This is a genomic window from Buttiauxella gaviniae ATCC 51604 (genome assembly GCF_001654835.1).
Taxonomy (GTDB): Bacteria; Pseudomonadota; Gammaproteobacteria; order Enterobacterales; family Enterobacteriaceae; genus Buttiauxella; species Buttiauxella gaviniae.
Window position 1 is genome coordinate 1 of sequence record NZ_LXEP01000068.1, and the last position, 3976, is coordinate 3976.

Annotated in this window: 5 protein-coding genes and 1 pseudogene; 4 read left to right on the forward strand and 2 right to left on the reverse strand. The window is 49.2% G+C overall.

Annotated features, from left to right (window positions below):
• Window positions 1–1535 (forward strand): TraI/MobA(P) family conjugative relaxase (gene traI, locus M977_RS23620; RefSeq protein WP_064519573.1); only part of this gene is annotated, 1535 nt, incomplete at its 5' end.
• 131 nt (window positions 1536–1666) lie between these two features.
• Here the strand turns inward: traI and M977_RS23625 are convergent.
• Window positions 1667–1864, reverse strand: coding sequence for a hypothetical protein (locus M977_RS23625; RefSeq protein ID WP_064519576.1), 198 nt, complete (start codon window positions 1862–1864; stop codon window positions 1667–1669).
• Window positions 1865–2056: 192 nt separating this feature from the next.
• Between M977_RS23625 and M977_RS23630 the strand changes: the two are divergent.
• The 3 genes and pseudogenes from M977_RS23630 to M977_RS23640 form a co-directional block, all read left to right on the forward strand.
• Window positions 2057–2362 (forward strand): annotated as a pseudogene (locus tag M977_RS23630) (recombinase family protein); the annotation flags it as partial.
• Between the two features lie 747 nt (window positions 2363–3109).
• The gene (locus M977_RS23635) at window positions 3110–3352 is read left to right on the forward strand and encodes a type II toxin-antitoxin system RelB/DinJ family antitoxin (protein ID WP_064519579.1); all 243 of its coding nucleotides are present in this window, start codon (window positions 3110–3112) and stop codon (window positions 3350–3352) included.
• Window positions 3342–3650: a type II toxin-antitoxin system RelE family toxin gene (locus M977_RS23640; protein WP_064519582.1), complete on the forward strand. Its 309-nt coding sequence runs from the start codon at window positions 3342–3344 to the stop codon at window positions 3648–3650. The genes M977_RS23635 and M977_RS23640 overlap by 11 nt, the downstream gene beginning before the upstream one ends.
• Window positions 3651–3802: 152 nt before the next feature.
• On the opposite strand, the gene M977_RS23645 is transcribed toward M977_RS23640, so the two are convergent.
• Window positions 3803–3976, reverse strand: a 174-nt coding sequence (locus M977_RS23645) for a YdgH/BhsA/McbA-like domain containing protein (protein WP_483413595.1), incomplete at its 5' end; no start/stop codon positions are given.

The window sequence follows — 3976 nt, forward strand, 5'->3', positions numbered from 1 at the left end:
GTCCGACACCTGATCAGATTTTTGAATCAGCCCGTCACTGCCTGAAAGGGCTGGGTATGGCTGACCATCAGTATGTTTTTGCTATCCACGATGACACCGATAACCTGCATGTTCACCTGTCAGTTAACCGTGTGAACCCGGTGACCTATAAAGCGGCCTCGTTGTATAACGACCACTTTGTGCTGGACCGTTGTTGTCGTGAGCTGGAGATGAAGCACCAGTGGAAACATGATAACGGACCGTATCGTGTGAACGACCAGGGTATGGTTGTGCGTAACAAGCAGTTCTATAAACCGGCACCGGCTGCGGCCCGTCGCCTGGAGTTTTTCAGTGACAAGGAAAGCCTGCATACCTACGCCGTGGACCACTGCCGGAAGAAAATTGACACCCTGTTTATCTCAGGCCAGCAGTACAACTGGGATGATATTCATGATGTGTTTCATGCAGCGGGGCTGGAGTTACGCCAGAAAGGGACCGGGCTGGCTATTTATGATCTGAACGATGACAGCCATATTCCGTTACGTGCCAGCCGTCTGCATCCGGAGCTGACACTGGATGAACAGCAGGAGCTGATCGGTGTATTTGAGAAAGCGCCTGTGCGGGACACTGTGCCCGGACGTCTGTTGCAGAACTGTGTGGCCATTGAATCTCTTTATGACAGTCTGCTGCATTGTCGTGATCGGGGTGCGCGGGCAGAACGCCGTATTGCGCGTGCGGAAGCCCGGGAAGATTTAATCGGCAGATATCAGACCTATAAAAAGGGTTTTGTGCGTCCGGGGATTTCAAAAGAGGACATGCGTACCCGTTTCCGGGAACTGGCAGCGGAATACCGTATCCGCAAGAATCATGTTCGTCTGGTGCAGCGTGATCCATTGTTGCGTAAGCTGATGTACCGCGCGCTGGAAGTGGACAAGCTGAAGGCCATGTCCGCACTGAAGATCCAGATACGCACGGAGCGTGACGCTATCAAGTCCTCACCTGACGCCCGACCATTATCGTACCGGGCATGGGTGGAAGTGCAGGCGACACATCTGGATGGTGCGGCGATTTCACAGTTACGTGGCTGGGCTTACCGGGAGAAAAGGCAGAACAGAACTCCTGCGGTTTCGCAGAACATGTTCCTGCATTCTGTTGCCGATGACATCACACCGCCACGGATAAGAGGGTATGACACTACGGTGAATCGTGATGGTGCCGTGGTGTATTCTTCAGGCGGTAAACCCGTTCTTATTGATCGTGGACGCTATGTTGAAGTTGCAGATGCCCCTGCGGAGAAAGGTAAACATGTTGCGATGGCCATGCATATCTCTGGCCTGAAAAGCGGGGAGTGTGTGGAGGTTCGTGGTGACAAAGACTACGTGCAAAACACGATGGCGTTTATCCGCCAGTTTAGTGCAGACAGGGGTAAACAGGTTCCTCTGACGCATCCGGTTCAGCGCCAGTGGGCGGGTTATGATGCTCATAAACCGAAAGACGAAATACAACCCGTGCCGCAGTCTCCTGCACCGCGCTACACACCACCGAAACCGCAATAGTACGGTGGTGATAACAGGATCAGGGAGTACGGGGGCTTGCATACCTTCCGGATGCCAGGGCAGTGTAGGCTTGCTACTGACCCCGGCATTTTCCCTGATACCCTGAGTGCGAAACGGAGCTGAATGTTCAGTCAGTGGATTTCGTCTTCATCCCCACCAAATCGCCCTTCTTCAGCCGCCGCCATATCCGCCATAAAATCCAGCAGCAGCGTCACGGCCTGGTTACGTGTGATGGCATCCGCTTTGTAGCGGTCAAGAATAGCGGCCAGATAATCGGTCATGTTAAAAATCGGGCCATCCATCGGGACGAGTTCTTCAGGATTTTTCATGAGGTTTTTATGCTTATAAAGGGATATTTCCTAAAATAATGCGTCAAGCCCCTGTCAGATGAAATACCCGGTGAACTTTTCTGCTTCAAATATCAGGCTAGATTATGAAATTCAGCACATTCTGATCGTTTGTCCGGGCATTTTGAGTCATTGCGGCGTCAGAATGATGAGTGTTGGAGAATCGGCATTTGGCGGCTGGCTTCGTCATATATTCATGTTCACTTCCCGGCACTCGGAGGTGTTGATCTGACAAACACTACCGGGAGAATGACCATGCGGGTTATTTCAGCGGTGGCGGAATCTGAGCGGGAACTGTTACTTGAACGTACGCACTCAGATATTGCGAGGGTAAGAGCAGCAGGAAAGGGTTTTGGTCGCCCTTTAACTTTGAATGAAGAACAACAACTTACTATGATTGCACGCATTAACGCCGGGATCATTATCAGTGATAATTTATCAGCTATTTCCCTGATACTGCGTTTTGCTACAAGCCTCTAGATATCTCCTCTCTTTCATCAAGCCAAAGAGATATCCAACCCCACTCAGCGTCACAACTTGTTGTGACCTTTCGGCGGTTTCGATGCCGGGATGCATTGAAATCCCTCGATGCTCGCTTTCATGCGTAGTCATGCACCTGTTCAAAACTGATCAGGTGCGTTTTTCGTGATTTCAGCCAGTATCAGGGCTTCTTTTACGGCGAACTCGGCAGAATTGCACTGAACGCGTCTGAGTGGTGCGTGAAATGAGGCGTTATGGTAAATCGTAGCCTCTGAGCACTTTACAATCTCAAAGAACGTGATGGATTAAAATTTTGTGATAAAAATCACAATAAATGTTGAATGGATAAAAAAACACGAGTAGAATTTTTTGTGACGTACATCACATAAAAATCAACTTACCTGTACAGGATGCCATCATGAAACTTCTTAATAAAATCATCTCTTTCTTCAACAACATGAGCGTTTCTTTCGGTACTTTCAATCTGTAACAGGTCATCATCGTTGATGAAAATCACCATCTAAGTGGTGTGAATAAAGAATTGCAAAAAAGGCCGCTGAATAGCGGCCTTTTTTATTGTCGTTCTGGTCAGGTAACTCAGTATTTTTCGTGAACTGAGTGCGTATTAAGTTTTAAATCGTAACAAGATCACGCAGAAGTGTGCACTGGTGGTGACTTTTATTGCCAGTTATCCGGTTACTGCGTACAATGTGTGCATACAATCGTACATACAATGAGGTCGTAAACATGGCAACTATGAACATCCGCATCGACGACGATTTGAAGGCTCGTTCTGGAGCAGCGCTTGACGCGTTAGGTGTTACTACGTCCGAAGCTGTGCGCCTAGTCCTGGAGTACGTTGCGCAGAATAATCGCTTACCGGTGCAGGTCGCATTGCTGGCAGACGAAGATGCAGATATCATCGAACTGGCGCGTGCTCGCCTGGCTAACCCTGGCAAACGGATACGCGTGAAACTCGATGACCTATGAAATTGAATTTTACGAAGACGCTTTCGAAGAATGGCACCGTCTGGATACCAGTGTACGTAACCAGTTTAAAAAGAAATTAGCGAAACTGGTCGATGATCCACATCGGCCCGCGAACCGTCTGCGCGGACTTGAAGGTTGCTACAAAATCAAACTGCGCACCGCAGGTGTCCGTTTAGTTTATAAAGTTGAGGATGGCGAGTTAATTATCCTCGTTGTGGCTGTCGGAAAACGTGATAAAAATGCTGTTTACGACACAGCCCGTGAACGACTTTCACCACAGACAAATAGCCCGCGATAGCGGGCTTTTTCATATGTGCATGCAAAAATAAGACGTTATGTTTAATTCACAGTGGTAGTTGCCGCCGGACGACAGACACAAAAAAGCCCCTGAAGGGGCTGAATGGCGTTAAACCTGAGGGGAAAAACCCGCCGCTTTGCGGCGACCATTCGTTATTTGATCAGCTCAGCTGTCATGTGTACGTGATTTTTGAACTGCGCACTGGTGATTTTATAGGATGCGCCTTCTTCAGCGGCCTGTGCGGCAATTTTTGCTTCTGCGCGGTCAAGTGTGGAAGCTGTGGTGCTGATGCTCTGGGCGAATGCACCGACGCCTACAGTGGAACG